Consider the following 25,987-nt stretch of genomic DNA (forward strand, 5'->3'; position numbering starts at 1 on the left):
GGATCGCATGTGATCCGCGCCCCACTTCCCGCAAGACTCCCCGCGAGGCCGCCTACTGGTCGCGGTACATCTCCGCGACCAGGAACGCCAGGTCGAGGGACTGGCTGCGGTTCAGGCGCGGGTCGCAGGCCGTCTCGTAACGCTGGTGCAGGTCGTCGACGAAGATCTCGTCGCCGCCGCCCACGCACTCGGTGACATCGTCACCGGTGAGCTCGACATGGATGCCGCCCGGGTGGGTGCCGAGCGTCTTGTGGACCTCGAAGAAGCCCTTGACCTCGTCGAGCACGTCGTCGAAGCGGCGGGTCTTGTGGCCGGAGGCCGCCTCGTACGTGTTGCCGTGCATCGGGTCGGTGATCCAGGCGACGGTGGCGCCCGAGGCGGTGACCTTCTCGACCAGCTCGGGGAGCTTGTCGCGGACCTTGTCGGCGCCCATCCGGACGACGAAGGTCAGCCGGCCCGGCTCGCGGTCCGGGTCGAGGCGGTCGATGTACTTCAGCGCGTCCTCGGCCGTGGTCGTGGGGCCGAGCTTGAGACCGATCGGGTTGCGGATCTTCGAGGCGAACTCGATGTGCGCGCCGTCCAGCTGCCGGGTGCGCTCACCGATCCACACCATGTGCGCAGAGACGTCGTACAGCTTGCCGGTGCGGGAGTCGACCCTGGTCAGGGCGGACTCGTAGTCCAGCAGCAGCGCCTCGTGCGAGGAGAAGAACTCGACCGTCTTGAACTCCTCGGGCTCCGCGCCGCAGGCCCGCATGAAGTTCAGCGCGTTGTCGATCTCGCGGGCGAGCTGCTCGTAGCGCTGGCCCGACGGGGAGGACTTCACGAAGTCCTGGTTCCAGGCGTGCACCTGGCGCAGGTCCGCGTAACCGCCGGTGGTGAAGGCACGCACCAGGTTCAGCGTGGAGGCGGACGCGTTGTACATCCGCTTCAGCCGCTCGGGGTCCGGGACGCGGGAGGCCTCGTCGAACGCGAAGCCGTTGACGGAGTCGCCCCGGTAGGTCGGCAGCGTCACCCCGTCACGGGTCTCGGTCGACTTGGAGCGCGGCTTGCTGTACTGGCCGGCGATCCGGCCCACCTTCACCACCGGGACGGACGCGGCGTACGTCAGCACGGCGCCCATCTGCAGGAGGGTCTTGAGCTTGTTGCGGATGTGGTCGGCCGACACCGCGTCGAAGGCCTCGGCGCAGTCGCCGCCCTGGAGGAGGAACGCCTCTCCCTTGGCGACCGCCGCCATCCGGGCGCGCAGCTGGTCGCACTCGCCCGCGAAGACGAGCGGCGGATACGACTCCAGCTCCGCAACGACTGCGCGCAGAGCCTCGGGGTCGGGGTACTCGGGCTGCTGCGCCGCGGGCAGGTCTCGCCAGGTGTTGCCGGCGCTCGGGCCGGTCTTAGCGTTCACTGTCACCCCGTAAACATTACGGGGTCGTGTCGACTGTTTTTCCCCTGGCTCGACTGGTGAGACGGAGTGATTGTCCTGTGGACGGAGGGCGGGGTGCGGTACGGTATGCGCATGTTCGCGCTTTCGACCCAGAACTGGTGGTGGACCGCTTCTCCGGCGGCCCACTGACTGCGCGTACGCAAGACTTCGCGAAGGCCGCCCAGAGGGCGGCCTTCGGCGTTTCCGGGGCCGTTCCTCTCCACCTGCAAGGGATCGCAGAGGAATCATGGACCTGACCCAGCTGCTCCACGACGACCGCCCGTTCGCCCTGCTCCGCCGCCGTACCCCAGGCCACGACGAGAGCACGGTGGAGGTGCTGCTCGGCCCGGTCACCGACCGCGACCGGCTGGCCGCACTGCCCGAGGAGGGGCTCGCCCTGGTGCCCTTCCGCCAGATCCGCGAGCGCGGCTTCGACGTCCGCGACGACGGCACGCCCCTGCTGGTCCTCACCCCCGAGGAGACCCACACCCTGCCGCTGGCGGACGCCCTGGCCCAGCTGCCCGGGCACGCGGTGCGGGTCGAGGACGGGGGCTTCGACGTCGACGACGAGGAGTACGGGGAGATCGTCGGCCGGGTGCTGCGCGAGGAGATCGGCCGGGGCGAGGGCGCGAACTTCGTGATCCGGCGGACGTACCGGGGCCGGATCCCGGACTTCGGCCGGGCCGACGCGCTCGCGCTGTTCCGGCGGCTCCTGGAGGGCGAGCGGGGCGCGTACTGGACGTTCGTGGTGCACACCGGGGACCGGACCCTGGTCGGCGCCAGTCCTGAGGTGCACGTCCGGATGTCCGGCGGCACGGTGGTCATGAACCCGATCAGCGGGACGTACCGCTATCCGGCCGAGGGGCCCACTCCGGACCATCTGCTCGGCTTCCTCGCCGACGGCAAGGAGATCGAGGAGCTGTCGATGGTCGTCGACGAGGAGCTCAAGATGATGTGCACGGTGGGTGACATGGGGGGCGTGGTGGTCGGGCCCCGGCTCAAGGAAATGGCCCACCTCGCGCACACGGAGTACGAGCTGCGCGGCCGGTCCTCGCTGGACGTGCGGGAGGTCCTCAAGGAGACCATGTTCGCGGCGACCGTGACGGGCTCGCCGGTGCAGAACGCCTGCCGGGTGATCGAGCGCTACGAGCCCCTCGGGCGGGACGGGGTCGGGCGCGGCTACTACGCGGGTGCGCTGGCCCTGCTCGGCCGGGACTCCGGCGGCGCCCAGACCCTGGACTCCCCCATCCTGATCCGCACCGCGGACATCTCCTCGGAGGGCCGGCTGCGGGTCCCGGTCGGCGCCACGCTGGTGCGCGGCTCGGATCCGGCGGGCGAGGTCGCGGAGACGCACGCGAAGGCGGCGGGGGTCCTCGCGGCTCTAGGGGTACGACCGGCACGGCCGCGTACCGAGGGGACGCGGCCCCGGCTGGCCGACGACCCCCGGGTGCGGGCCGCGCTGGACGGGCGCCGGGCCGCGCTGGCGCCGTTCTGGCTGCGGATGCAGGAGCGGACCGGGGAGCTGGCCGGGCACGCGCTGGTGGTGGACGGCGAGGACACCTTCACGGCGATGCTCGCGCACGTGCTGCGGGCGGCCGGGCTCGACGTCACCGTCCGGCGTTACGACGAGCCCGGGCTGCGGGCGGCGGTGCTCGCGCACGAGGGGCCGGTGGTGCTGGGCCCGGGGCCCGGTGACCCGTCCGACCTGGACGATCCGAAGATGCGGTTCCTCCGGAAGCTCACGGCGACCGTGATCCGGGAGCACCGGCACGGGGTGCTGGGCGTCTGCCTGGGACACGAGCTGATCGCGGCCGAGCTGGGCCTGGACATCGTGCGGAAGGAAGTGCCCTACCAGGGGGCGCAGACGACCGTGGACCTGTTCGGGCGCCCGGAGACGGTCGGCTTCTACAACAGCTTCGTGGCCCGCTGCGAGGAGGACACGGCGCGGGAGCTGGCGGCGCACGGCGTGGAGGTGAGCCGGGCGGCCAACGACGAGGTGCACGCCGTACGGGGGCCGGGGTTCGCCGGGGTGCAGTTCCACCCCGAGTCGGTGCTCACGCTGAACGGCGCCGCCGTGGTGCGGGAGCTGATCGGCCAGGTGCGCGGCACCGGCACGTTCTCCGAGCGGCGGCCGGCCCGGTAGTCCAGGACGTCCGGACAACAGGGTCCGCCCAGGAAGAGCGCGTGCCGTCACGGTGACCGTGACGGCACGCGGACGGCCGTACCACGAGGTGCGTGGGGGACGGGATCCGGCGGTCAGCCGAAGAACACGCCGACCTCTTCGTACAGCTTCGGGTCGACGGTCTTCAGCCGGGCCGTGGCCTCCGCGATCGGCACCCGGACGATGTCGGTGCCGCGCAGCGCGACCATCTTGCCGAAGTCGCCGTCGCGGACGGCGTCGATGGCGTGCAGGCCGAAGCGGGTGGCCAGCCAGCGGTCGAAGGCGCTGGGCGTACCGCCGCGCTGGATGTGCCCGAGGACGGTGGTCCTGGCCTCCTTGCCGGTGCGCTTCTCCAGCTCCTTGGCCAGCCACTCGCCGACCCCGGAGAGCCGCACGTGCCCGAAGGAGTCCAGCGACTCGTCCTTGAGCACCATGTCGCCGTCCTTCGGCATGGCGCCCTCGGCGACGACCACGATCGGGGCGTACGACGCCTTGAACCGGGACGTGATCCAGGCGCACACCTGGTCGACGTCGAAGCGCTGCTCGGGGATGAGGATGACGTTGGCGCCGCCCGCGAGCCCGGAGTGCAGGGCGATCCAGCCGGTGTGCCGGCCCATCACCTCGCAGACCAGGATCCGCATGTGCGACTCGGCGGTGGTGTGCAGCCGGTCGATGGCCTCGGTGGCGATCCCCACCGCGGTGTCGAAGCCGAAGGTGTAGTCGGTGGCGGACAGGTCGTTGTCGATGGTCTTCGGTACGCCGACGACGGGCACGCCGTACTCGTCGGTGAGGCGGGCGGCCACGCCCAGGGTGTCCTCGCCGCCGATCGCGATGAGCGCCTGGACCTCCTGCTTGGCGAGGTTGTCCTTGATCCGCCGGATGCCGTCCTCCTGCTTCAGCGGGTTGGTCCGCGAGGAGCCGAGGATGGTGCCGCCGCGGGGCAGGATGCCGCGCACGGCGGGGATGTCGAGGCGGACGGTGTCGCCCTCGAGGGGTCCGCGCCAGCCGTCCCGGAAGCCGACGAAGTCATAGCCGTACTCCTGCACGCCCTTGCGGACGATGCCCCGGATGACGGCGTTGAGCCCGGGGCAGTCGCCGCCTCCGGTCAGTACTCCGACCCGCATGGAAATGTCCCTTCGCCGCGGTTGCCTGGTGGGGCTCACGGTAGTGGTGATCCAGGTCACACAGGGATGGGCGCGGAAGGGCAATTCCGGTGAATTGTCGGGCGGTTGGTTTACGTCCGGGCCGCGAAGATCAGATCAGCCGCCTTCCGGACCGTCGTCGAGACCGCGCTCTATGGCGTATCTGACCAACTCCACCCTGTTGTGCAACTGGAGCTTGCCGAGGGTGTTCTGGACGTGGTTCTGGACCGTGCGGTGCGAGATGACCAGCCGCTCGGCGATCTGCTTGTAGCTCAGGCCCTTGGCGACCAGCCGCAGCACCTCGGTCTCACGGTCGGTGAGCCGGGGCGCGTCGGGACTACCGGCGTCCGCGGCCGGCACCGGCTCGGAGGCCAGCCGGCGGTACTCGCCGAGCACCAGACCGGCGAGGCCCGGCGTGAACACCGGGTCGCCGACGGCGGTTCGGCGGACCGCGTCCAGCAGTTCCTCGGTCGAGGCCGACTTCAGGAGGTAGCCGGTCGCGCCGGACTTCACCGCCTCCAGGACATCGGCGTGCTCCCCGCTCGCCGAGAGCACCAGCACACGCAACGCCGGGTTGTGGCCGACGAGTTCCTTGCAGACCTGGACGCCGGGCTTGGCGGGCAGGTTGAGGTCCAGGACGAGGACGTCGGGCGCGGCCGCCTTGGCGCGGCGCACCGCCTGCTCGCCGTCCCCCGCGGTGGCGACCACCTCGAAACCGGACTCGGCCAGATCCCGGGCGACCGCGTCGCGCCACATGGGGTGGTCGTCGACCACCATGACCCTGATGCTCATCGCCGCTCCGCCTTCCCCAGGGAGACCTTCGGTATCTTCAGCTCTACTTCCGTGCCCTGCCCGGGAGTCGAGAACAGCTCGGCGCTGCCGCCGAGGTCGCGCAGCCGCCCCCGGATCGACTGGGCCACCCCGAGCCGCCCCTCCCCCTCGGCCTGGGCGAGCCGGCCCTCCGGGATGCCGGGGCCGTCGTCCCGTACGGTCACCACGATCTCGCCGGGCTCGTCCTCCACCAGGATCCAGGCCCGCGCCCCGTCCCCCGCGTGACTGCGCACATTGTCCAGGGCGGCACCGACGGCGGCCGCCAGCTCGCGCGCCGCACCCGGCGGCAGCTCCACCGGCGCCCCGGGCTCGGCCAGGCTCACCCGTGCTCCGGCGTACGGCGCGAGCAGCGCGCGCAGGTCGACGGGACCGGCGTCGTCCGGCTCCTCGACGAGGCGTACGACCGCACCCTGGGCCGCGTCCTCGGAGGCTCGGGAGAGCGGCACCAGACCACCGGAGACCAGGGTGCGCAGCGCCACCTCCTGCTCCCCCGCCATCCGGCCCAGCGCGGCCGCCTCGCCGCCGAGGACCGCGCCGCGCCGCTGCACCATCGCCAGCACCTGGAGCACGCTGTCGTGGATGTCCCGGGCGAGCCGCTCCCGCTCCCGGGTCGCCGCCTCGATCTCCAGGGCGCGGGCCAGGGTGCGCTCGGAGGCGCGGGCCACCTCGACGACGTACCCGATGGCGATGGAGGCGACCCAGACCAGGATCACGTTGTGGACGGTGTCACGGGCCGGCTGGCCGCGCTCGACCAGGTTGGCGGCGGCGACCGGCGTGGAGGCGAACGCGGCCCAGCGCCAGCCGCCCTTGAGGGCGTAGGCGAGGACCGAGCCGGCGGTCCATATCGACGGCAGGGTCGGGCCGCCGCGGTCGATGTGCGACTGGGTGACCACCCAGGGGGTCAGCACGATGCCGGTGAGCGCGATCGCCAGGTCGACTGCGAGGAAGCGCTTGGTGCAGGCGGCCGCGCTCTGCACGCGGGGCAGGGTCGCCAGCGTCCAGACGGTCAGGACGGCGTAGTAGGCGATCGCGACACCCGCACGGTCGTACTCGTCGTAGGCGGACGCGAACAGGCCGATCGCGTACAGCAGGGTCAGCACGCGGTAGCCGGTGAGGGCACGCCACAGGGGCAGCTCGACCGACATCCGTATGACGCGTTCCCGCTTTGTCATCTCCCCCAGTCCCCCCGGTCCCCCGGTCCCTCGGTCCCCCTTGCCGCCGGTCTAGGACTCGGCGGCCTTCTTCTCGGCCCTCGCCGCCTCCTTCTCGGCCTTGGCGGCCTCCGCGATCTGCCGCTTGGCAGCGGTCGCGTAGATGTCGACGTACTCCTGGCCGGAGAGCTTCATGATCTCGTACATGACCTCGTCGGTCACCGCGCGCAGCACGAACCGGTCGTGCTCCATGCCCTGGTAGCGGCTGAAGTCCAGCGGCTTGCCGATCCGGATGCCCGGCCGCATCAGCTTGGGCATCACCTGTCCCGGCGGCTGGATCTTCTCCGTGTCGATCATGGCGACCGGGACGACCGGGGCGCCCGTCGCGAGCGCCACGCGCGCGAGGCCGCCGGGCTTGCCCCGGTAGAGACGGCCGTCCGGCGAGCGGGTGCCCTCCGGGTAGATGCCGAACAGCTCGCCGCGCTCCAGTACGTCCATGCCGCTCCGCACCGCCGCCTCACCGGCGCCGCGCCCGCCGGAGCGGTCCACCGGGAGCTGGCCGACGCCCTTGAAGAAGGCGGCCGTGAGGCGGCCCTTCACGCCGGGCGTGGTGAAGTACTCGGCCTTCGCGATGAAGGTGACCTTGCGGTCCAGCACCGCGGGCAGGAAGAACGAGTCCGAGAAGGACAGGTGGTTACTCGCCAGGATCGCCGGGCCCTCGGCCGGGACGTTCTCCAGGCCCTCCACCCAGGGCCTGAAGGTGACCTTCAGCGGTCCCCCGATAGCGACCTTCATCGCGCCGTACAACAACCGAGTGCCTCCCGTTTCCGTCGATGAGACCTTAACCCGCAGCGCCGGGAATGGCCCCGACGACCCTGGTCGGTGTCAGTGCCGTCGCGTACGGTGAAGGACATCCGAAGTCGTCGTTCGGGCCTCTCTCAGTTCCTGCCCCCTCTCATGAATTGGAGACCGAAGGTGCCGGTTCTCCCTGGAGCCGAGCCGTACCGCCATGACGGCGGGGAGGTCGGTGTCCTGCTCTGCCACGGTTTCACCGGCTCGCCCCAGTCGCTGCGCCCCTGGGCGGAGCACCATGCGGCACACGGCCTGACCGTGGCCCTGCCCCTGCTGCCCGGGCACGGCACCCGCTGGGAGGACATGCAGGTCACCGGCTGGCAGGACTGGTACGCGGAGGTGGACCGCGAGCTGCGGCTGCTGCGCGAGCGCTGCTCCCAGGTGTTCGTGGCGGGCCTGTCCATGGGCGGCGCCCTGGCGCTGCGGCTCGCCGCCAAGAACGGGACGGGTGTGGACGGCGTGGTGATCGTCAACCCGGCGAACAAGGTGCACGGTCTGTCCGCGTACGCCCTTCCGGTGGCCCGGCACCTCGTCCGCACGACGCCGGGCATCGCCAGTGACATCGCCAAGCCGGGCGCCGCCGAGGTGGGGTACGACCGGGTGCCACTGCATGCCGCGCACTCGCTGCGGAACTTCTTCCGCCGGGTGGACGGCGAGCTTCCGCAGGTGACCCAGCCGCTGCTGCTGTTGCGCAGCACCCGGGACCATGTGGTCCCGGCGGTGGATTCGGCCCGGATCCTGAGCCGGGTGTCCTCCACGGACGTAACCGAGGTAGTGCTGGAACAGAGTTACCACGTGGCGACGTTGGACCACGATGCGGACCGGATCTTCGAGGAGAGCCTCGCCTTCATCGGCCGGCTCGCACCCAGTGTCGGCAAGGAAGGGACGGCCGCAGTTGGCTGAGCACGACTCCGACCGCGAGGACCGCGAGCCGGACGAGAAGGGGGTGCCCTTCGACGAGGCAGCCGCCTGGGCGGCGATCGTCGCGGGGTACGGCGAGGAGCCGCCGGACCCGCCGGGCGCCTCGCCCTACAAGCCGGTGGAGGATCTGGCGCTGCCGGCCATGGAGGAGGACGCCGCCGAACCCGGGGCGGCCGAGGAGCAGCGGCCCGCCCAGCCCCTGGGCAGTTCCGTCTCCTTCGCGCCCGGGGTGGGCCCGCGGGACTACACGGCACCGGAGCCGTCCGAGGACGACTTCGACGATGACGACGAGGGGCACTTCGTGCCGCCCGAGCCGCCGCCGCTGCCGGACTCCGACACGACCGCCAGGTTCGCCTGGCTGGGCGTGGTGGGCGGTCCGATCCTGCTCCTGCTCGCGGTGCTGCTCGGCTGGGACATGACCTGGTGGCTGGCGACGCTGGGGATCGGCGGGTTCCTCGGCGGCTTCGTCACCCTGGTGACCCGGATGAAGACCGACGACGACGAGGACGAGGGCCCGGGGCGCGGCGCCGTGGTCTGAGACTCACCGAGACCGGGGGCTCCCTGCCAGGACGCCGGGATTCTGAGGGCGGCCAGGACCGGCAATGGCCAGAGCCTCCCGACGCCGCCCTCGCACTGCTCGGCCCGGGGGCCTGGCGGGCTTCGGGCGGCTGCGCCGGACTCCGTCCGGCGGCGCCTCCGGTTCAGGCCGCGGGCACCCGGAGCGCGGCCAGGACGGGCAAGTGGTCCGTCGCCCTGGTGAGGTCGGCGTCGGTCACGCCCGGCTGCCCCAGGGGCACCCCGCAGCCGAGCACCTCGATGCCCTTCGTCGCGAAGATCGCGTCGATGCGCTGGTGGGGGTCGGTGGACCCGGAGGTGAACTCGCCGCCCCAGGGTGCGGTGGTATGGCAGTCCTGGAAGGCGTCGGCAAGGCGGCGGAAGGTGCGGCCGTCGGGGCGGTCGTTCAGGTCGCCGCCGACGATGGCGTGCGCCACGTCCATGCCGGCGACCCGGTCGAGCAGCATGCCGCCCTGCTCGTAGCGCTCCTCCTGCTGGAGGCTGAGGTGGAAGCTGGTGACGCCGAGGCGGGCGCGGCCGAAGCGGACGACGGCGGTCGCCAAGCCGCGGCGGTGCAGGCCGGGGGTGAGGGGCAGGAGCACGTCCTCCGTGCGCTCCACGGTGGCGCGCAGGTCGCAGAGGACGGCCGGGCCGGCCGCGGTCGCTCCGCCGGTGAGGATCACCAGGTCGGAGGCGGCGGCCAGGCGGGCGAGCTTCTTGCGCCAGCGGAAGAACCGGGGGGCTTCCTGGATCAGGACCAGGTCGGGGGCGCAGGCCTTGATGACACGGGCCAGGGCCTGGGTGTCGTCCCGCATGGAGCGGATGTTGTAGCTGAGGACGCGGATGACGGCGGAACCGTCGGGCTCTGTGTGGGAGTTGGGGAGCGACACGGTTGCCATGCCGTCAATTTACGACACGAGGGAGTCGGGACGCCCGATGGGGCGGGGCGCGAGGCAGGTGCGCGGCTGCCGGCCTCGTCGTGGCCGGCCGCGCCCGCGCGGCGCGGTAGCCGCATATCGACCACCGCCCCGCGCCCCCAGAAGAAGTGTGACCCGTGGACGGCGATTACATGATCGGGTCGGGCTCCCGGGCCAGGTCCGCGGCGCCCACCAGGCCTGCCTCGTTGCCCAGCTGGGCGGCGATGACCTCGGCCACCGGGCGCCAGTTGCCGCCTACCAGCCAGCGCTTGTAGGACTTGCGGATCGGGTCCAGGACCAGTTCGCCCTCGTCGGAGAGGCCGCCGCCGACGATGAAGGCGGAGGGGTCGAAGAGGGAGGCCAGGTCGGCGAGGCCGGCGCCGGCCCAGCGGGCGAGCTCGCGGTAGGAGTCGACGGCGACCGGGTCGCCCTGGCGGGCGGCCATGGAGATGTGCTTGCCCTCGATGCCGTCGGGGCTGCCGTCGCCGAGGCCGAGCAGGATCTCGGCGGCCTCGGGGGTGGCGTTGGCGCGCTGCTTGGCGTAGCGGACGAGGGCGCGGCCGGAGGCGTACTGCTCCCAGCAGCCCTGCGAGCCGCAGCCGCACAGCAGCCCGTCCGGGACCATCCGGATGTGACCGAACTCGGCGGCGACGCCGAAGTGCCCGCGGCGCAGCTTGTTGCCGATGATGATGCCGCCGCCGAGGCCGGTGCCGAGCGTGATGCAGATGACGTTGCGGTGGCCCTTGCCGGCGCCGAACTTGTACTCGCCCCAGGCAGCGGCGTTGGCGTCGTTCTCCACGACCACGGGGAGGCCGACGCGGGCCTCGACCTTCTCCTTCAACGGCTCCTGGCGCCAGTCGATGTTGGGCGCGAAGTAGACCGTGGAGCGCTGCCGGTTCACATAGCCGGCGGCACCGATGCCCACGCCGACGATCTCGTGCCCGGCGCGCGCACCCTCTACGGCGGAAGCAATGGCGTCCACGATGCCCTCGGGCGTGCCCGGGGTCGGCACCTTGTGGGTCGAGAGGATGTTGCCTTCCTCATCGACCACGCCGGCCGCGATCTTCGTGCCGCCGATGTCGACGCCGATGGTGAGTCCCATGAATCCCTCAGTTTCGGTCGAGCCCCGCTACGGCCAACCGTACCCGAGGGCCCGCCATCGGGTTCCCGTCATCCGCCCGCCCGGGCAGGCGGGAACCCGATGGCAGGGCCTTCAGGGGGCTGTCAGTCGAGGTCGATGCGTTCGCCGGGGCCAGGGTCGTCGCCCTTGTCCCGGCCGCTGGAGGCCCAGCGGGTCTCCTGGGCCTGGACCGCGGAGCGGTAGGCGGCGAGGAGCTCGGTGCCGGCCGCGGCCAGGTGGTCGAAGACGTCGGGGTTGCGCTCTATGACGGGCTCGACGGCGTTCTTCGCCTGCTGCACGACCTGCCGGACCACCTGCTGGGCGGCGGGCCCGGCGACCGCCCCGAGGAGCGGGGTCTGGATGCCGGAGAGCTTGTCGGCGACGACGTCGACGAGCTTGCGCAGTTCCTCGGCGGCCGACCCCGGGGTGGGGCCGTACTGGGCGCGGCGGCGGGCCTTCTCCGACTCCAGGTCCTCGGCACAGGCCGTGGCCCAGGCGTCGTCGTCGGTCACTCGTACGTCGTCCGCGGCCTCGGAGGCGTCGACTGTGGGGCGCTCTTCGCTCATGACGGACTCCTGACTACGGTTCGTCTCTACGACGTTACCCGAACGGGCGTACCGGATTCACCGTCAGCGCGGCCACAGATCCGGGTCCGGCGCGAAGCGCAGCCGAAGTTCGCCGTCGCGCAGCGCGGCCCCGGCGACGGTGCACCGGCGCAGGGCCGACGGCAGTGCGACGATCCGGCGGAAGCCACCGACGGTGATCACGAGTTCGTCGCCGCGCCGGACGAGGTCGAGGCCGTCCCGTATCGCACCGGGCAGCGGGATGTGCCAGACGAGGACGCCGTCCTCCTCGATACGGTCGGCGACGGGCCACTCGACCGGTGCGGGCGCGATGTTGACGCCGGGCACGGCGAGAGCCGCGAGGTCCTCGGTACCGCGCGGGTCGTGCCCGAGGTGGGGCACGGCGGTGACGTCGAACGTCTCCGCCCAGTCGTCGAGGGCCTTGCGCTGCTGCGCGACGAGGCCGTGCAGCGGGGTGTCCTCGGGCAGCACGCGGTTGGCGACCAGGGCCTCGGTGTGCAGGCCGCGCAGGGCGAGGCCGAGGCGGGCGGTGCGGACCGCGTCGGCGCCGGCCGGGCCGGGCTCCGCGACCAGGCGCACGGCGGTGCGGCGGTCGGCGAGGACGGCCTCCACGGCGGCCAGCTCGACGTCCCAGCGGGCGGCCGTCTCGTAGAGCCAGTCGGCGGGCATGGGGACGCCGGCCAGCCGGCCGAGGACCGGGCGCAGGGCGCGGGCCGCCTGCCGCTCGGGCGGCAGCAGCCGGCGCAGGTAGCGGCGCAGCTCCTCGGGGAGGGCCAGCAGGGCGAGGGCGTGCGGGGCGGCCGGGAGGTCCACGACGAGCAGCTCGTACCGCTCGCAGAGGGCGGCGTCGCGCAGGGCGCGCAGCAGGGACAGCTCCTCGGCGCCGGGCAGCGGGGTGAGCTCCTCGGCGTCCAGGCGGGAGGCGCCCAGCAGGTCGAGGACGCCCGCGGCGCGGGTCTGGAAGTCGGTGAGGTCCTCGCGGAAGCGGGCGGCGGCGTCGGGGCGCCAGGCGGTGAGGGTGGGGGTGAGGCGGGTGGGCTCCGGTCCTGTCGCCGCGCCCAGAGCGGCGCCGAGAGTGTCCGTGCGGTCGGCGCCGAGGACGAGGGTGGGGGTGCCCTCGGCCGCGGCGCGCAGAGCGGTGGCCGCGGCGACGGTCGTACGACCGCTGCCGCCCGGCCCGGTGATCAGGATGGTGCGCATGAGGGTGAACCGTAACTGAAGCGGACCTTGCTCGAAGGCGCTCGGTGGAGGGGGTGTCACTTACCGGCGCTCGCAGGGGGCCCCGCGCCCACCCGAGCCGCCCCAGGCGGCACGCCTGCCCGCAGCTGTGGAGCTGACGCGACTGCAGCGCCCCGAAAGGGGCGCGGGGAGCTGCGCGGCCGGCCACGACGGACCCGCGCCCGGGAGACCACGGGTACCCCCGCGGCGTGTCCCTACTTCTCCCCCGACTCCACCCTCTTCTTCAGCCCCGCCAGAGCACGGTCGATGATGACCTTCTCCGCCTTGCGCTTGATCATCCCGAGCATCGGGATCTTCACGTCCACCGTCAGCGAGTAGGTGACCTCGGTCGCCCCCGCGCCCGCCGGCTTCAGCAGGTACGACCCGTCCAGCGACCGCAGCATCTGGGACTTCACCAGCGTCCAGGACACCTCGTTGTCACCGGTCCACGTGTAGCCCAGCGTCTGGTCGTCCTTGATCGCACCCGCGTCCATGACGAGGCGGACCTGCTCGGCCCGGCCCTTCGCGTCGGTCTGCAGCACCTCCGCCTCCTTCACCTCACCGGTCCAGTCCGGGTAACGGGCGAAGTCGGCGATCACCGCCATGACGTCGGCCGGGGCCGCCTCGATCGTGATGCTCGAGCTGGTGTGTTCCGCCATCGCCGTGGCTCCTCCAGATGCGGGCCGGTGAGACCGGTACAAGGGTCTCCGTGCGCGAGCGTGCGCACGCGTGTGCAGCGTGAAGGCTACCGCGCGTCCGACCAGGCGACTTCACCCCCGTCCGGGGCCGTCGTCACCATTCCAGCGCCCAGGGCCGGCCGGTACCGGCGAAGTGCCCGACGTTCACGCACTCGGTGGCCCCGATCCGCATCCGCTTCACCAGGGGCTGGTGGACATGTCCGAAGAGCGAGTAACGCGGCCTGGTGCGCCGGATCGCGTCGAGCAGCGCCCGGCTGCCCCGTTCGAAACGGCGCGCCACCGTGTCGTACACCAGTTCCGGCACCTCCGGCGGAATGTGCGTGCACAGCACGTCGACCTCGCCGAGCGCCTCGATCTTGGCCGCGTACTCCTCGTCGGAGACCTCGTAGGGGGTGCGCATCGGCGTCCGCAGCCCGCCGCCCACGAAGCCGAAGACCCGGCCGCCGATCTCCACCCGCTGCCCGTCGAGGATCGTGGTGCCCGGTCCCGCGTACTCCGGCCAGAGCGGCGGGATGTCGACATTGCCGTAGGTGGCGTACGTCGGGGTCGGGAACGCCGCGAACATCTCGGCGTACTGCTTGCGCACCGCCTTCTCGATCGCGGTCGCCCGGTCCATGCCGATCCCGCCCCACAGCCGGGCCCCCAGCTCCCGGGCCTCCTCGAAGCGGCGGGCGGTGCGGAGTTCGACGAGGCGGTCGGCGTTCTCGACGCCGAACAGGTCGGGGAAGATGCCGCGCGAGTGGTCGGCGTAGTCGAGGAAGAGGACCAGGTCGCCGAGGCAGATCAGGGCGTCGGCGCCGTCGCCGGCTCTGGCCAGGTCACGGGCGTTGCCGTGGACGTCGCTGACCACGTGGACGCGGGTCGTTCGGTTGCCGGAGGGTGTGGCTGCCATGGTGATCAAGCGTAGGCCTGTGCGGCAAACGTGAACAGGCGGTGGCCGGGCCTGGGGTTACTGGTCAGTCACTAAAGCCGTGGACTACCGTACGCGAAGGAACACCAACCTGTGTGACGCACCGAACATCTCGCCGGGACCCCCTGTCGAAGAAGCCATACCGACGGGTAACGTCCGGGCAGTCCAGTCGTGCTCAGGAATTCAACCAACGGATCATGTGGCCCGTGGCGAAGCCCTGAGTACCTGCCCGAGCCTTGGACCGCACCGTCGCATCGCACAACGTCGTGGCGCCGGCGCCCTATGAGGAGCAGCAGTCTTGCGCGAGTTCAGCCTTCCGGCTTTGTACGAGGTCCCCGCGGACGGCAATCTGACCGACATCGTCCGCAGAAACGCCGCGCAGCATCCCGATGTCGCCGTCATGGCCCGCAAGGTCGGCGGAGTCTGGCAGGACGTGACCGCCACCACCTTCCTGACCGAGGTGCACGCGGCCGCCAAGGGCCTCATCGCCTCCGGCGTGCAGCCGGGCGACCGGGTCGGCCTGATGTCCCGCACCCGCTACGAGTGGACGCTCCTCGACTTCGCGATCTGGTGCGCCGGCGCGGTCACCGTGCCGGTGTACGAGACCAGCTCGCCGGAGCAGGTGCAGTGGATCCTCAGCGACTCCGGCGCGACCGCCTGTGTCGTCGAACTCGACACCCATGTGGCCGCCGTCGAGTCGGTGCGCGAGGCGCTGCCGGCCCTCAAGCAGGTCTGGCAGATCGAGGCCGGCGGGCTGGAGGAGCTGGGCCGGCTCGGCCAGGGCGTCACGGACGCGACCGTCGAGGAGCGCAGCTCGCAGGCGAAGGCGGACGACCCGGCGACCATCGTCTACACCTCGGGGACGACGGGCCGTCCCAAGGGGTGCGTCCTCACCCACCGCAACTTCTTCGCCGAGTGCGGCAACATCGTGGAGCGCCTGCGTCCGCTGTTCCGCACCGGTGAGTGCAGTGTGCTCCTCTTCCTTCCGCTCGCCCACGTCTTCGGCCGGCTCGTGCAGATCGCCCCGATGATGGCGCCGATCAAGCTGGGCTGCGTCCCGGACATCAAGAACCTCACCGACGAGCTGGCCGCGTTCCGGCCGACGCTGGTCCTCGGCGTCCCGCGGGTCTTCGAGAAGGTCTACAACTCGGCGCGCGCCAAGGCGCAGGCGGACGGCAAGGGCAAGATCTTCGACAAGGCCGCGGACACCGCGATCGCGTACAGCAAGGCGCTGGACACGCCGTCGGGCGCGTCCCTCGGCCTGAAGATCAAGCACAAGACCTTCGACAAACTCGTCTACAGCAAGCTACGGGCGGTGCTCGGCGGCCGGGGCGAATACGCGATTTCCGGCGGCGCCCCCCTGGGCGAGCGCCTGGGTCACTTCTTCCGCGGCATCGGCTTCACGGTCCTGGAGGGCTACGGCCTGACCGAGTCCTGTGCCGCGACCGCGTTCAACCCCTGGGACCGGCAGAAGATCGGCACGGTCGGCCAGCCGCTGCCCGGCTCGGTGATCCGGATCGCGGACGACGGCGAGGTGCTGCTGCACGGCGAGCACCTGTTCCGGGAGTACTGGAACAACCCCGGCGCGACCGCCGAGGCGCTGGCCGACGGCTGGTTCCACACCGGCGACATCGGCACCCTGGACGAGGACGGCTACCTCAGGATCACCGGCCGCAAGAAGGAGATCATCGTCACCGCGGGCGGCAAGAACGTCGCCCCGGCCGTGATCGAGGACCGCATCCGCGCGCACGCGCTGGTCGCGGAGTGCATGGTGGTCGGCGACGGGCGGCCGTTCGTGGGTGCGCTGGTCACCATCGACGACGAGTTCCTGGGCCGCTGGGCGGCCGAGCACGGAAAGCCGTCGGGTTCCACCGCGGCGTCGCTGCGTGACGACCCGGACCTGATCGCGGCGGTCCAGGACGCCGTCGACGACGGCAACGCCGCGGTGTCGAAGGCGGAATCGGTGCGGAAGTTCCGCATTCTGTCCTCCCAGTTCTCGGAGGAGTCGGGCCACCTGACGCCGTCCCTGAAGCTCAAGCGCAATGTGGTGGCGAAGGACTACGCGGACGAGATCGAGGCCCTCTACCAGAAGTAGAGCGGCACTTGACGAGGTGTCCGCTCAGGTCCCCGCTCACAGGTCCTCGGCGAGAACCCGTTCCATCGTGCGCTCGGCGAGCGCGGTGATGGTCACGAACGGGTTCACGCCGATGTTCCCGGGCACCAGCGAGCCGTCCGTGACGTACAGCTTCGGATACCCCTTCACCCGGCCGTAGTCGTCGGTCGCCTTGCCCAGCACGCAGCCGCCCAGCGGGTGGTAGCAGAAGTCGTCCGCGAACACCTTGCTGGACGACCCGAACAGGTCGTACCGGTAGATCGTGGCGTTGGCCAGGTTGATCCGGTCGAACAGTTTTTTGGCCATGGCGACCGAGACCGCGCTCTGGGCCGCGGTCCAGCCCAGCTTCACCCCGTCGCTCGCCGCGTCGTAGGTGAAGGAGGCCCGTTGCGGGTTCTTGGTGATCGCCAGGTACAGGCTGACCCAGGTCTCGAACCCGATGGGCAGCGGGGCGATCTCCGCGAAGACCGGGTTGTCGGTGTTGGCCCAGTCGTCGATGCCCATCACCGGCATGGTCGCCTGGTCGGCGCCGGTGGTGTCCCAGATGTGGTTGGCGCGCCCGAGCATGGTGTTGCCGTTGGTGCTCCAGCCGGCGCCTACACTGGCGTTGAGCACGGGCAGCGTGCCGGTGTCGCGGGCCCGTACGAGCAGTTCGGTGGTCCCGAGGCTCCCGCCGCCGAGGAACAGGTAGGTGCAGCTGTACTGCTTGGTCTCGACGACGGCCCCGGTCACGTCGATCCGGTCGACGCCGAGCAGCCAGCTCCCGTCGCCCGCCCGGCTGATGGACCGCACCTTCTCCATGGTGTGGATGGTGAGGTTGCCGGTGCCGAGGGCGGCGGCGAGGTAGGTCTTGTCGAGGCTCTTCTTGCCGTAGTTGTTGCCGTAGATGACCTCCTGCGCGAGCGCGGACTTCGTGGCGGTGCCGGCGGCTTCCTTCTGCATGTACCCGAAGTCGTAGACGTTGGGTACGAAGGTGGTCTTGAGGCCGGTGTTGGCGGCGGCCTTCCTGGAGGTCCGGGTGAACCGGTACCACTCGGTCGACTCGAACCAGGTGGCGTCGACGGTGTTGACGCCGAGCATGGAACGGGCGCGCGGGTAGTACGTGTTGTACATCGCGCTCGCGTCCACGGTCGGGAACTGCTCGGTGAAGTACGACTGGAGCGGGGTGACCGCCATCCCCCCGTTGACCAGTGAGCCCCCGCCCACACCGCGCCCGACGTAGACGGACATGTTGTCGTAGTGCACCCGGTCCAGGACGCCGGGATAGGGCGTGATGTCCTTGTTGACGACGTCCAGCCAGAGGAAGCTGGCGAGCGGGGCCTCCGTGCGGGACTTGAACCACATGGATCTCTTGTCCGGGGCGGCGGTGGAGCAGAAGACCTTCCCGTCGGAGCCGGCCGTGTTCCACAGCTGCCCCATCTCGATCATCAGGGTCCGCACGCCGGCCTGTCCGAGCCGGAGCGCGGCCACGGCCCCGCCGTACCCGGAACCGACCACGATCGCGGGCGCGTTGTCGACGGCGGCCGCCTCCTCGGCGGCCTGCGCCGACTGGAGCCCGACGCGGGTGAGACCTGCCGCGGCGGCGGTCTGGAGGGCGATCATGCCCAGGATGTGACGTCTGGTCAGCTGACGCTGCATCAGTTTTGCTGTCATGCGCGCAGCATGTGCGGATTTTCCGGTTCCGCCTAGGCCCTGCGACAGACTTAGTGACAACGCGCCCCACAGGGGCGCGGGGAACTGCGCGACCAGCCACAACGCATCCGCGGACGAACCGCGACCCAGCCCCCTAGAGCAACGCCTTCAGCCGCTCCGCAAGGAGGTCCCAGCGCCACCTCTCCTCGACCCACGACCGCCCCCGCTCCCCCATCCGCCGCCGCAGCTCCGCATCCCCCAGCAGCACGACGATCCGCTCGGCCGCCTCCTCCACCGAGCCGCCCCGCACCACCCATCCGGTCTCCCCGTCGAGCACCGCGTCCGGCGCCCCGCCGGAGTCCCCCGCCACCACCGGCAACCCGGTGGCCGAGGCCTCCAGGTACACGATCCCGAGCCCTTCCACGTCCAGCCCGCGCCGCCGGGTCCGGCAGGGCATCGCGAACACGTCACCGGCGCCGTAGTGCGCGGGCAGCTCGGCCCACGGCACGGCCCCCGTGAACCGCACCGACGCCTCGACCCCCGTCTCCCGGGCCAGCCGCCGCAGCTCCTTCTCGTACGGCCCGCCGCCCACGACCAGCAGCACCGCGTCCGGCTGGGCGGCCAGGATCAGCGGCATCGCGAGGATCAGCGTGTCCTGCCCCTTGCGCGGCACCAGCCGCGACACGCACACGACCACCGGCCGGTCGCTCAGCCCCAGCCGTGCCCGCACCTCCGCGCCCCCGGACCCGGGATGGAACGTCTTCTCGTCCACGCCCGGCGGCAGCTGCACCATCCGCCCGGCCGCGGCCGGACCGAGCGCGGGGGCGATCCGCGAGCGGGTGTACTCGCCGAGATACGTGATCGTGTCGGTCGCCTCGCCGATCCGCCCGAGCAGCTGCCGGGCGGCGGGCAGCTGGGCCCAGCCCGCCTCGTGCCCGTGGGTGGTGGCGACCAGCCGCTGTGCCCCCGCCTTCCGCAGCGCCGGCGCCATCAGCCCGAGCGGCGCCGCCGCCCCGAACCACACGGAGGCGCACCCGTGCTCCCGGAGCAGTCCGACCGCCGTGCGGGTCGCCCCCGGCGTGGGCAGCAGCATCGTCGTAGGGTCGCGTACGACGGTGAAGGGCTGCTCCGCGTCGAACGCGGCGGTGGCCTCGAAGCCCTCCCGGCTCCGCTTCCACGTGGACGCGTAGACGACGAGCCGCTCCGGGTCCAGCCGCAGGGCCATGTTGTGCAGAAAGGCCTGGATGCCGCCCGGCCGGGGCGGGAAGTCGTTCGTCACGATGAGGGTCTTGTGCATCGCGGCCGACCTTACCCGCACAGTGTGTTCGGCCGTGCTTCATGGCCGTCGCACAGCCCGGCGGGAGATCATGTGGCGCACTTCCAGGCACAGGGCGACGGACAGGGGCTCAGGTGGACAGGACGGGCGAGAGGCGTGCCCTGGCGTTGCTGGCGGCCGTCTGGGGTGCCACCCGGCTGGCGCTGCTGCTGTCCGTGCTGAAGGTGTTCGTGTTCCCGGGCGCGGACGTCACGACCGACGTGTCGGTGATCTACCAGGGGTGGTACGAGGTCCTCCGGCACGGAACGTTCCCCCTGGACGACGTCACCTGGCAGTACCCGCCCGCGGCCGCCCTGGCGATCCTCGCCCCCGGGCTGCTGCCCTTCCTGGACTACCCGACCGCCTTCTTCGTGCTGGCCTTCCTGGCCGACCTGGTGGTGCTCTCCCTGCTCCTCTACACGGGCCGGCGGCCCGGCCGGACCCTGCGCGGCGCCTGGATCTGGGTGCCCGGCGTGCCGCTGCTCGGGCCGACCGTCTACTCCCGCTACGACCTGATGGTCACCGCCGTCGCGGTGGCCGCGCTGCTCGCCGGGGCCCGGCACCCCCGGCTGATGGGCGCGCTGGCCGGCTTCGGCGCGATGGTCAAGGTGTGGCCGGCGCTGCTCCTGGTGGGGGCCGTACGACGGCGGGCCTGGGTGTCGGCGGCGGTCACGACGGTCCTGGTCGGGGCGCTGTTCGCGGTGGCCATGCCCGGCGCGTTCGCCTTCCTGACCTTCCAGCGGGACCGGGGCACCGAGGTGGAGTCGCTGGGCGCGCTGGTCCTGCACATCGCCCGGCACTACGGCTGGCAGGGCGAGGTGCTGCTGAACTACGGCTCGATCGAATTCCTCGGCCCGCGGGTGAAGGCGGTGAGCGCGGCGGCCCTGGTGCTGACCGCGTGCGCCTTCGGCTGGCTGCTGCTGTGGCGGCTGTGCGCGGCCCGCTTCCGGTCCCACACGCTCGCGGACGCCGCCTTCACGGCCGTCCTGATGTTCACGGTCACCAGCCGGGTGATCAGCCCGCAGTACATGGTGTGGCTGGTGGGCCTGGCCGCCGTCTGCCTCTGCTTCCGGGCCGGCCGGATGACCCTGCCGGCCGTCCTGCTCCTCCTGGCCGCCTTCGTGACGGTCCTGGAGTTCCCGGTCGGCTTCTCGCACGTCGTGGTGAGCGACTGGTACGGCATCACCCTGCTGCTCCTGCGCAACGGCCTGCTGGTCGCGGCGACGGTCACGGCGGCCCGGCAGCTGTGGCGCTCCACGGTGACCGAGGCCCCGGGCGCTCCGCTGCCCGCCCAGGCCGCCCGGGCGAAGGAGACCTCGGCGCCCTCCTGAGCGCGGGCCGGTTCAGTCGCCGAGCCGGTCCGTCAGGTAGTCGCGCCAGCGTGCGGTGAAGTCCGGCAGGGTGGTGCCGAGTTCCGTGCGCAGCGCGTCCTCGACGGCGCCGGTGCGGCCCTGGTGGGCGCCGACCGCCCGGTAGAACGCGCCGAGCCGCTCCTCGCCCCAGTGGGCGGCGATCATCCGGCAGGCCAGCCAGCCGCCCTCGTAGGCCTCGGCCAGCTTGGTGGGGTCGTCGGTGAAGCCGAAGTCCTTGTCCACCGGAAGGTCCTCGGGCAGGTCCCCGTCCCGCACGGCGCGGGCCAGTTCCGGTGCTGCCTCGGTGGGCGTACGGCCGCTGTCGAGATAGCCGATCCAGTCGGCGTATCCCTCGGAGAGCCAGAGCGGGGTGGCGGCCGAGGTGTGGGCGCGGGTGGCGACATGGGTCGTCTCATGGGTGAGGACCACCTGCTTGCCGACCGGGCCGAGGACGGCGTACGCCTCCGGGTTGAGGATGACCCGGTCCGCCGGGGCCTGGCCGGAGCCTCCCACCTCGCCGGTGGTGACGGCGGCGATGCCCCGGTAGTTGGAGGCGGGGGCGCCCAGCAGGCCCGCCATGCCGTTCAGCGACTTGGGTACGACCACGACCACCCGCCGGCTCCACTCGGTGCCCCAGGCCTTGGAGACCTCGGGGACGGCGGTGTCGGCGAGGCCGGCGTAGTCCCGCAGGGTGCCCCTGGACTGGCCGACGCCGAGCACCAGGCTGTGCGCGCCCTGGACGGCCGTCACGGTGCCCTGGTCCCACAGCTGCTGCCCCGACTTCCCGGCGGGTTTGTCGGCGGCGACGTACCAGTGGCCGTCGGCGGTGCGGCTGAGGGTCAGGGCGCGGTCGGTGGTGACCGCGGCCCTGTCGTAGCCCTGGATGCGGTAGCTGAGCCGGGCCTCGGCGGTGGCCTGGGCACCGTCCGGGTGGAGGGCGGTCAGCCGGTAGCCCCAGTCCGCGAGCGGCACGGCCCGCAGGTTCGCGTACGAGCTCCGGGTGCCGGTCTCGGTGTAGGACCGCTCGTCATGGCCGAGGACGGCGGCCGCACGCCGGTCCAGGACCTGCTGCACCTCGGCCATCGCCGAACCGGTCGCCGCCTGCCCGCCGCCGCATCCCGTCAGCGGCAGGAGCAGCAGACACAGTCCCACCACTCCTGAGCGCCACGCCCGCCTGCCACCAGCCACTTTCCGATCGTACGGGTCGGGGCCGGAAAGTCAGGGCCGGGTGACGGAGGAGATGGGCATCATGCCGACCGGGTCGTAGCGGACCGGGGCACCCGGGTAGGGGGCGTGGATGACCTGCCCGTTGCCGACGTACATCCCCACGTGGCTGGCGTCGGAGCGGTAGACGACCAGGTCACCGGGTTGCGCCTGGGAGAGCGGTACCTGGTGGCCGGCGTAGCGCTGCTCCTGCGAGGTGCGCGGCAGGTGGATGCCGGCGTGCGCGTACGACCACTGCATCAGGCCCGAGCAGTCGAAGCCGGAGGGGCCGCTGGCGCCCCACAGGTACGGCTTGCCGAGGGCGGCGCGGGCGGCGGCCACCGCGGCGGCGGCGCGGCCGTCGGGGGCGCTGACGCCGGAGAGATCGGGCAGGTCGGCGCGGTCGTCGCCCCGGGAGGCGTGTTCGAAGGCGGCGCGGTCGGCGGCGGGCAGCGTGTTGAGCAGCCGGCGGGCCGTGGCGAGCTTCTTCTCCACGGTGGCCTTGTGGGAGGCGACCGCCGTGCGGCTGCGCTCCAGCTCGGCGAGCTCTCCGGTGGCCTCGCTGCGTTCCTGGGCGAGTTCGCGCATCGCCGCCTGGAGCTCCCTGAGCTGCCCGGCCTGGCGGACGTCGATGCGGTCGAGGAGGGACGCCCGGTCGAGGTAGTCCTCGGGGTCGTCGGAGAAGAGCAGGGCGACGGTGGGGTCGAGGCCGCCGGAGCGGTACTGGGCGCCGGCCAGTGAACCGAGCGTCTCCCGCATGGCGTTGACGCGCTGCTGCTGGCGGGCGATGCGGTCCTGGGAGTCGTTCACCTCGCGGCGCAGCGCACCGGCCCGCTCGTCGGCCCTGTTGTAGGCCTCGGTAGCCTCCTCGGCCTGCTGGTACAGCCGGTCCACCTCGGCGCGGGTGTGCCCGTGCGAGGCCGCGCTCGCGGGTGCGGCGCCGAGCGCGGCCGCCGCGGCGGACAGCGCACAGATGGCGGCACCGGCGCCACGGTTGAACCCGGACGGTGCGAGACGGCGGTGAAACCCCACGGTGGTCCTTCTGCCGGCGGACGGGTACCGCTTCCTCCGGCGCCGGGGACGGGGATGCCCCGGCACCGGAGGAAACGCGGCAGACAGTAGCCGTGCGACCACACCCCGGCCAAAGACTCTCGACGGCCATTGCAACGTGACGCCCCGCCGCTGACGCAGGTCACCGGCGGGGCGTGGGGTCATCTTCGGTTGTCGGGATTCGCCCGTTCGGGCGCGCCGTGAGGTTGATCTTGGGCCGTACGAGTGTCGCCGTAACCCGCTGGGGTCAGATCCGGACGCCGAACTCGAACGTCATGTCACCGATCGACTCGTAGCGCACCACTGCACCGGTGTGCGGGGCGTGCAGCACCTGGCCGTTGCCGGCGTAGAGACCGACGTGGTGGTAGTCGCCGTAGAAGATGACCAGGTCGCCGACCTTGAGGTCGCTCTGGCTGTAGATCCGGGTGCCGGCGTTGGCCTGGGCCTCGGAGGTGCGCGGGATGGTGACGCCGGCCTGGGCGTAGGCCCAGGAGGTCAGGCCCGAGCAGTCGAAGGAGGACGGTCCGGAGGCGCCGTAGACGTACGGCGAGCCGATCACGGACTGGGCGGCGGAGAAGGCGGCGGCGGCCCGGCCGGAGGCGGAGCCGGTGTTGCCGAGGTCCACCCGGGAGGAGGCGCGGCTGGCGGCCTGGGCCTGCTCGGCGTCCAGGGCGGCCTTCTCCTTGGCCGTCAGGGTGTTGAGGAGCTTCTGCGCGTCGGCGAGCTTGGACTGGACGGCGCTCTTCTGCTTGGCCAGCTCGGTGCGGGTGGCGGAGAGGTCCTTGAGCTTGTCCGTCGCCTCTGCCCGCTCCTGGGCGAGTTCGCGCTGTTTGTCCTGAATCTTCTTCAGGGCCGCGACCTGCTGGCCGCTCAACTGGTCGAGCGTGGACGCCTTGTCGAGGTAGTCGTCCGGGTCGGACGAGAGGAAGAGCTGGACCGACGGGTCTATGCCGCCGGAGCGGTACTGCGCGGTGGCCAGCGAACCGAGGCTGTCCCGCAGCTTGTTGAGGTCCTCCTGACCACGGGCCACATTGTCCTGGATCGTGGAGATTTCCTTCTGCAGCTTGTGCTGCTTGTCCTTGGCTCCGTCCAGCTTCTCGGTGGCCTGCTCGGCCTCCTCGTAGAGCTTGTCGACCTTTGCCTTGACCTCGTCCTTGCTCAGCTTCTCGCTGGGTGCCGCGTTGGCGGCGTTGGCGCTGAGGACGACAGCAGCGGCGGCTGCGGTGGTCAGCACGGTCACGCGCGCGCGACTCGGCTGCTTGGGTCGACGATGGGACGCCACGGAGACGGGCTCCTTCGTTTGAGTGATCACCCGTGTGGAGGTTCGAGGCCCGACCCTAGTGACCTCCCCGTGATCAGTTCAAACCCAACAGCGAAAAAACTGGTCACGCAACGCACTCTTTGCACATAACTCACGTGCCGTAATGCTCGATTGACGCTACGTTGCGTGACGGTTCGGTCAATTCGGGCATTGCATATGTCCGTTGAACCTTCAGGACAGTCGCTTCAGAAGCATCGCAGAAGCGACCGGACGGGCACCCGCCTTGGCGACCCCGTCGGCGACCTCGCGGTCGGTCGAGGCGACGATCACCGGACGGCCCGGCGGCTCGGCGCGCACCAGCTGGCGGATCAGCTCGTCCGCGGTGACACCTGGCTTGGAGAAGAGGACCCTGACCCCGCGCGGCGGTGCGAGCAGCACCGGGGCGGCCAGTTCGGCGCCGTCGAAGACACAGGTGACCTCGGCGCCGGTCTGCGCGGCGAGCTGGGAGAGCTGCCCGAGCAGCCGCAGCCGCTGCTTCTCCAACGGCATCTGCGGATAGCCGGTCTTGGTCACGTTGTAGCCGTCGACGACCAAGTGCGCCTGGGGCAGGGCGAGCAGCTGGTTGAGAATGGCCGGGTCGTTCTCGGAGAGCGCCCGGGCCGCGATGTCCTTCGGGGTCATTCGTCCCGGTTCGACCGCGTCCACGGTCTCGGCGGGCCGCACCGACACCGGCGGCAGCGCCAGTTCGCGGCGCAGCCCCTGGGCCGCGTCCAGGACGGTGTCGAGCAGCAGCCGCACTCTCATGTCCTCGACGCTGCGTCCCTCGCGGGCGGCCCGGCGGCTGGCCTCCAGGGCTGCCTCGACCTCGCCGAGCCGGCCCTTGAGACGCCGGCCCTCGCTCTCGGCGGCGGACACCTGGGCCTGCCCCTCGGTGCGCACCGACTCCATCTCGCCCTGCAGCTTGCGCAGCGCGGCCTGACCCCGCTTGACGTCACTGAGGGCCGCGCGCAGCTTGCGGTGAAGCGATTCCGCTTCCTTCTTCGCCGCGTCCAGCTCGGCGCGCAGCCGCTCCGTGTCGGCACGGGTCTGCGCCCGGGCCCGGTCCAGCTCCTCGCGCAGCCGCTCCAGTTCGGCCCGGCTCTCCTCGTCGGCGCGCTCGGCGTCGGCCCGCTGGGCCTCCTCGCCGGCCGCCGCCACCAGCTTCACCCAGCCCGTGGGGCGCAGTACGTAGGCCGCGGCCGCCACATCGAGCGGGTCCGCGGCCGGGGGAGGTGAGCCGGAGTCGAGGGCGCCGGCGAGTTCCGGCTGGGCCTCTCTGAGCTTCTCCCCGATCCGCTGCCGGAAAAGGGTGTCCGTCTCCAGCGCGGTCGCCATGGCGTTGCCGGCGAACTTGGCCCGCCGGTTCGGGGCGAACCGGGCGTACTGCCGCAGTTGAGCCGGCAGTTCGGCGACGGTCAGGCCGCCGAAGCCGTCCGACACGATCTGCACGACACGCCGTCGCACGCCGTCGGGCAACGGACGGTCAAGCACCTCGGCGGTGCCGTCGCCCGGCCCCCCGCCTGTGGTCTCCACCATCCGTCACAC

General features: G+C 71.7%; 23 protein-coding genes. 6 read left to right on the forward strand and 17 right to left on the reverse strand.

The window, feature by feature from the left end:
• Positions 1 to 52 precede the first annotated feature (52 nt).
• The gene (locus ACZ4N4_RS01940) at positions 53 to 1,405 is read right to left on the reverse strand and encodes a class II 3-deoxy-7-phosphoheptulonate synthase (protein ID WP_450759946.1); all 1,353 of its coding nucleotides are present in this window, start codon (positions 1,403 to 1,405) and stop codon (positions 53 to 55) included.
• Between the two features lie 105 nt (positions 1,406 to 1,510).
• On the opposite strand from ACZ4N4_RS01940, the gene ACZ4N4_RS01945 reads away from it, so the two are divergent.
• Together ACZ4N4_RS01945 and ACZ4N4_RS01950 are read left to right on the forward strand one after the other, a co-directional pair.
• Positions 1,511 to 1,567, forward strand: a complete 57-nt coding sequence (locus ACZ4N4_RS01945) for a trp operon leader peptide (protein WP_076090275.1) — start codon at positions 1,511 to 1,513, stop codon at positions 1,565 to 1,567.
• 97 nt (positions 1,568 to 1,664) lie between these two features.
• Complete coding sequence (locus ACZ4N4_RS01950) at positions 1,665 to 3,560, forward strand: anthranilate synthase family protein (protein WP_467583354.1); 1,896 nt, start codon at positions 1,665 to 1,667, stop codon at positions 3,558 to 3,560.
• A 113-nt stretch (positions 3,561 to 3,673) separates the two neighbouring features.
• On the opposite strand, the gene ACZ4N4_RS01955 is transcribed toward ACZ4N4_RS01950, so the two are convergent.
• The 4 genes from ACZ4N4_RS01955 to ACZ4N4_RS01970 form a co-directional block, all read right to left on the reverse strand.
• Positions 3,674 to 4,702, reverse strand: coding sequence for a 6-phosphofructokinase (locus ACZ4N4_RS01955; protein WP_453571442.1), 1,029 nt, complete (start codon positions 4,700 to 4,702; stop codon positions 3,674 to 3,676).
• 135 nt (positions 4,703 to 4,837) lie between these two features.
• The gene (locus ACZ4N4_RS01960) at positions 4,838 to 5,497 is read right to left on the reverse strand and encodes a response regulator (RefSeq protein ID WP_467585278.1); all 660 of its coding nucleotides are present in this window, start codon (positions 5,495 to 5,497) and stop codon (positions 4,838 to 4,840) included.
• Between the two features lie 11 nt (positions 5,498 to 5,508).
• Positions 5,509 to 6,723 (reverse strand): MacS family sensor histidine kinase, encoded by a 1,215-nt coding sequence (macS, locus tag ACZ4N4_RS01965; RefSeq protein ID WP_453571446.1) that lies wholly within the window; start codon positions 6,721 to 6,723, stop codon positions 5,509 to 5,511.
• 51 nt (positions 6,724 to 6,774) lie between these two features.
• Positions 6,775 to 7,497, reverse strand: coding sequence for a lysophospholipid acyltransferase family protein (locus ACZ4N4_RS01970; RefSeq protein WP_450759936.1), 723 nt, complete (start codon positions 7,495 to 7,497; stop codon positions 6,775 to 6,777).
• Positions 7,498 to 7,677: 180 nt separating this feature from the next.
• On the opposite strand from ACZ4N4_RS01970, the gene ACZ4N4_RS01975 reads away from it, so the two are divergent.
• Both ACZ4N4_RS01975 and ACZ4N4_RS01980 read left to right on the forward strand, forming a co-directional pair.
• A complete protein-coding gene (locus ACZ4N4_RS01975; RefSeq protein WP_453571448.1) occupies positions 7,678 to 8,457 on the forward strand; it encodes an alpha/beta hydrolase in 780 nt (259 codons plus the stop codon).
• Complete coding sequence (locus tag ACZ4N4_RS01980) at positions 8,450 to 9,013, forward strand: hypothetical protein (protein WP_467583359.1); 564 nt, start codon at positions 8,450 to 8,452, stop codon at positions 9,011 to 9,013. Before ACZ4N4_RS01975 ends, ACZ4N4_RS01980 begins: the two co-directional genes overlap by 8 nt.
• A 163-nt stretch (positions 9,014 to 9,176) precedes the next feature.
• Here ACZ4N4_RS01980 and ACZ4N4_RS01985 read toward each other — a convergent pair whose 3' ends face one another.
• The 6 genes from ACZ4N4_RS01985 to ACZ4N4_RS02010 all read right to left on the reverse strand — a co-directional run bounded on the left by ACZ4N4_RS01985 (position 9,177) and on the right by ACZ4N4_RS02010 (position 14,459).
• A complete protein-coding gene (locus ACZ4N4_RS01985) occupies positions 9,177 to 9,929 on the reverse strand; it encodes an endonuclease/exonuclease/phosphatase family protein (RefSeq protein ID WP_467583362.1) in 753 nt (250 codons plus the stop codon).
• A 166-nt stretch (positions 9,930 to 10,095) separates the two neighbouring features.
• A complete protein-coding gene (locus ACZ4N4_RS01990; RefSeq protein WP_132886312.1) occupies positions 10,096 to 11,049 on the reverse strand; it encodes an ROK family glucokinase in 954 nt (317 codons plus the stop codon).
• A gap of 122 nt (positions 11,050 to 11,171) precedes the next feature.
• Positions 11,172 to 11,633: a DUF5304 domain-containing protein gene (locus tag ACZ4N4_RS01995; RefSeq protein ID WP_467583365.1), complete on the reverse strand. Its 462-nt coding sequence runs from the start codon at positions 11,631 to 11,633 to the stop codon at positions 11,172 to 11,174.
• A gap of 63 nt (positions 11,634 to 11,696) precedes the next feature.
• Complete coding sequence (locus ACZ4N4_RS02000; protein WP_453571459.1) at positions 11,697 to 12,851, reverse strand: ArsA family ATPase; 1,155 nt, start codon at positions 12,849 to 12,851, stop codon at positions 11,697 to 11,699.
• A gap of 233 nt (positions 12,852 to 13,084) precedes the next feature.
• Positions 13,085 to 13,528 (reverse strand): SRPBCC family protein, encoded by a 444-nt coding sequence (locus ACZ4N4_RS02005; protein ID WP_453571462.1) that lies wholly within the window; start codon positions 13,526 to 13,528, stop codon positions 13,085 to 13,087.
• A 133-nt stretch (positions 13,529 to 13,661) separates the two neighbouring features.
• Positions 13,662 to 14,459 (reverse strand): metallophosphoesterase family protein, encoded by a 798-nt coding sequence (locus ACZ4N4_RS02010; protein ID WP_453571464.1) that lies wholly within the window; start codon positions 14,457 to 14,459, stop codon positions 13,662 to 13,664.
• Positions 14,460 to 14,775: 316 nt separating this feature from the next.
• On the opposite strand from ACZ4N4_RS02010, the gene ACZ4N4_RS02015 reads away from it, so the two are divergent.
• Entirely contained in the window at positions 14,776 to 16,572 is a 1,797-nt protein-coding gene (locus ACZ4N4_RS02015) for an AMP-dependent synthetase/ligase (protein ID WP_467583370.1), read from the forward strand.
• 36 nt (positions 16,573 to 16,608) lie between these two features.
• Here the strand turns inward: ACZ4N4_RS02015 and ACZ4N4_RS02020 are convergent, their stop codons facing one another.
• On the reverse strand, positions 16,609 to 18,243 hold the full coding sequence (locus ACZ4N4_RS02020) for a GMC oxidoreductase (protein WP_467583372.1): 1,635 nt from the start codon (positions 18,241 to 18,243) through the stop codon (positions 16,609 to 16,611).
• 133 nt (positions 18,244 to 18,376) lie between these two features.
• Entirely contained in the window at positions 18,377 to 19,519 is a 1,143-nt protein-coding gene (locus tag ACZ4N4_RS02025) for a glycosyltransferase family 4 protein (protein ID WP_467583375.1), read from the reverse strand.
• 113 nt (positions 19,520 to 19,632) lie between these two features.
• On the opposite strand from ACZ4N4_RS02025, the gene ACZ4N4_RS02030 reads away from it, so the two are divergent.
• Positions 19,633 to 20,868 (forward strand): glycosyltransferase 87 family protein, encoded by a 1,236-nt coding sequence (locus ACZ4N4_RS02030; RefSeq protein WP_467583378.1) that lies wholly within the window; start codon positions 19,633 to 19,635, stop codon positions 20,866 to 20,868.
• A gap of 12 nt (positions 20,869 to 20,880) precedes the next feature.
• Here the strand turns inward: ACZ4N4_RS02030 and ACZ4N4_RS02035 are convergent, their stop codons facing one another.
• The 4 genes from ACZ4N4_RS02035 to ACZ4N4_RS02050 all read right to left on the reverse strand — a co-directional run bounded on the left by ACZ4N4_RS02035 (position 20,881) and on the right by ACZ4N4_RS02050 (position 25,978).
• The gene (locus tag ACZ4N4_RS02035) at positions 20,881 to 22,077 is read right to left on the reverse strand and encodes a hypothetical protein (protein WP_467583380.1); all 1,197 of its coding nucleotides are present in this window, start codon (positions 22,075 to 22,077) and stop codon (positions 20,881 to 20,883) included.
• Between the two features lie 30 nt (positions 22,078 to 22,107).
• Positions 22,108 to 23,124, reverse strand: coding sequence for a C40 family peptidase (locus ACZ4N4_RS02040; protein ID WP_467583382.1), 1,017 nt, complete (start codon positions 23,122 to 23,124; stop codon positions 22,108 to 22,110).
• 265 nt (positions 23,125 to 23,389) lie between these two features.
• Positions 23,390 to 24,424, reverse strand: coding sequence for a C40 family peptidase (locus ACZ4N4_RS02045; protein ID WP_453571482.1), 1,035 nt, complete (start codon positions 24,422 to 24,424; stop codon positions 23,390 to 23,392).
• 210 nt (positions 24,425 to 24,634) lie between these two features.
• The gene (locus ACZ4N4_RS02050; protein WP_467583387.1) at positions 24,635 to 25,978 is read right to left on the reverse strand and encodes an NYN domain-containing protein; all 1,344 of its coding nucleotides are present in this window, start codon (positions 25,976 to 25,978) and stop codon (positions 24,635 to 24,637) included.
• Positions 25,979 to 25,987: the final 9 nt, after the last annotated feature.

Source organism: Streptomyces sp. NPDC026538 (assembly GCF_055567535.1).